The sequence below is a fragment of the Occallatibacter sp. genome, assembly GCF_049582745.1.
GTDB lineage: Bacteria > Acidobacteriota > Terriglobia > Terriglobales > Acidobacteriaceae > Telmatobacter.
The window spans coordinates 1-2495 of the sequence record NZ_JBAUUO010000065.1 but is presented as its reverse complement, the minus strand read 5'-3'; the positions used below and the strand labels follow the sequence as shown (position 1 = coordinate 2495).

Here is a 2495-nt window from a genome sequence, read left to right as displayed (position 1 = left end):
CAAAACCGCACAGAAAGCTTGCTATAAGCTTCCAACGGAATTACTGCCTGCGCACACCAGATCGAACACCAGCCCTGCGAATCGCCGAATCAGCCTTGGCAAAACGCTATGCCCGACACACACCTAGCCAGCCCTTCGCTGCCGCGGATAACGATTGGCAGAAATGTCATCCAACCGACCTATCAGTGCAACGTTCACTCTGGCCCGAGGCAACACTGAGCCCCGGTGCGCTAAACTCAGATGTTTGTGAGTCCGTGATCACGGGTCTCTGACCCCTGATCTCTGAACCCTGATCCCTGAGACCTGACCATGACCTACCCCACGTTCCACAATCTGATCGGCGGCGAATGGGTGCCGGCCGCAAGCGGCAAAACCATCCTCAACGTCAACCCCGCCGATCACGACGACATCGTCGGCTCCTTTCCATCCTCCGGCCCTGAAGACGTCGACAAGGCCGTCGCCGCCGCGAAAAAAGCCTTTGCCACCTGGCGCCTCGTTCCGGCGCCCAAGCGCGCCGAGATCCTCGTCCGCGCCGGCATCCTCCTCCAGCAGCGCAAGGAGCAGTTTGCCCGCGACATGACCCGCGAAATGGGCAAGGTCCTCGCCGAGACCCGCGGCGACGTGCAGGAAGCCATCGACGAAGCCTTTTACGTTGCCGGCGAAGGCCGCCGCCTTTTCGGCCAGACCACGCCCTCCGAGCTCCAGAACAAATTCGCCATGTCCATCCGCATGCCCGTAGGCGTCGTCGGCCTCATCACGCCGTGGAATTTCCCCATGGCCATCCCTAGCTGGAAGCTCTTTCCGGCGCTCGTCGGCGGCAACACTTGCGTCATCAAGCCGGCGACCGACACGCCCATCTCCGTCTACAACCTGGTGCAGACCCTCGTCGATGCAGGCCTGCCCCCAGGCGTGGTTAACATCGTCAGCGGCAGCGGCGGCTCCACCGGCAACGCCCTTGTCGAACATCCCGACGTTCGTGCCATCAGCTTCACTGGTTCCAGCGAAGTCGGATCGCACGTAGCCCAGCGCGCCGCCGCCACCTTCAAGCCAGTCTCGCTCGAAATGGGCGGCAAGAATGCGCAGATCGTTCTCGACGACGCCAACCTCGAACTCGCCCTCGACGGCGCACTCTGGGGGTCTTTCGGAACGACAGGCCAGCGCTGCACTGCTACCAGCCGCATCCTTCTGCAGAAGGGAATCGCCGCGAAGTTCACCGAGAGGTTCGTCCAGCGAGCGGAGATTTTGAAAGTCGGCAACGGGCTCGACGAGTCGATTGAAGTGGGACCGCAGGTGAACGCCGGCCAGATTGAAACATCGAATAAGTACGTCGACATAGCCCTGGCCGAAGGCGCAAAGTTGCTCCTGGGTGGCGGCCCCCTTACCGATGGCGACTACGCCAAGGGCACGTTCTATGCTCCCACCATCTTCGGCGGCGTCACGCCCTCCATGCGCATCGCGCGCGAAGAAGTTTTCGGCCCCGTCGTCGCGCTCATCGAGTTCGACACCTTTGAGCAGGGCATTGAGATCGCCAACTCCATCGACTACGGCCTGTCCAGCGCTCTCTACACCAAGGACCTCAACCGCGCCTTCACTGCGATCCGCGATTTAGAAGCCGGCATCACCTACATCAACGCGCCCACTATCGGCGCAGAAGTCCACCTGCCCTTCGGCGGCGTAAAACACACCGGCAACGGCCACCGCGAAGGCTTGGGCGCCCTCGACTTCTTCACCACCTGGAAAGCCGTGTACGTCGACTACAGCGACAAACTCCAGCGCGCCCAAATCGACAACGCGGAGTGATCTTTCGAAGCAGGATGAGAATGCGATTCCGGATTAAAACAATTGGTGCAGCGCTCCTGGCTGTAGCAGGGGCAACTGGCTCTTTGCGGGGGCTTCAAGCCACAACTTCTAATCGCCCGAGCGAGCCACTGAAATCTTACCTTCGGAGTTATCTAAGTCCAGGCGGGAAAGTCGCTCCAGACAAAACAACAAGAATCGCGGTCTTCAACGTGAAGACCAATGAAGGAAAAGGCGAAGAGGACATCGTTTATGTCACAGGGCAGGGTTGGTGCGGCAGCGGTGGATGCACGATGCTGATCTTGCAGCCCACTGAATCAGCCTTTAAGGTGCTCGGCAGGGTGACAATCGTTCAGCTTCCCATCAGGCTCCTGCCCTCGCTGAATTACGGACATCCCGATATCGGAGTACGCGTGCAAGGAGGAGGTATTCTGCCCGGGTATGAGGCTGTGCTTTCCTTCGACGGAAAGACCTACCCCGGCAATCCCTCTGTGCCTCCCGCGCGGAAAACCACCGCCGCCCGGGGGAAAGTTATCATCGCGAATAACGAGAACAGCATGCCGCTGTACGATTAGCCTGCATTTCTCACGGGGAGTAGGCAAGAAGTAAAGGTCCGGGAAAAAGAGAGTGGGAAAAGGCCGCTGTTTTTGTGGCATAACTGCGTTGTCGAAGCGTAGCTAAATGCTTACAAAAGGAGC

Annotated in this window: 2 protein-coding genes; both read left to right on the top strand. The window is 59.5% G+C overall.

What is annotated here, in order from left to right; genetic code table 11:
• Positions 1 to 309 precede the first annotated feature (309 nt).
• Positions 310 to 1800, top strand: coding sequence for an aldehyde dehydrogenase family protein (locus tag WCA10_RS10720; RefSeq protein ID WP_472822511.1), 1491 nt, complete (start codon positions 310 to 312; stop codon positions 1798 to 1800).
• A gap of 209 nt (positions 1801 to 2009) precedes the next feature.
• Positions 2010 to 2372 (top strand): hypothetical protein, encoded by a 363-nt coding sequence (locus tag WCA10_RS10715; RefSeq protein ID WP_472822510.1) that lies wholly within the window; start codon positions 2010 to 2012, stop codon positions 2370 to 2372.
• Positions 2373 to 2495 lie beyond the last annotated feature (123 nt).

Coding starts and splice junctions, on each gene's coding strand:
- WCA10_RS10720 (WP_472822511.1), top strand. CDS start 310: ATGACCTACCCCACGTTCCACAATCTGATCGGCGGCGAATGGGTGCCG.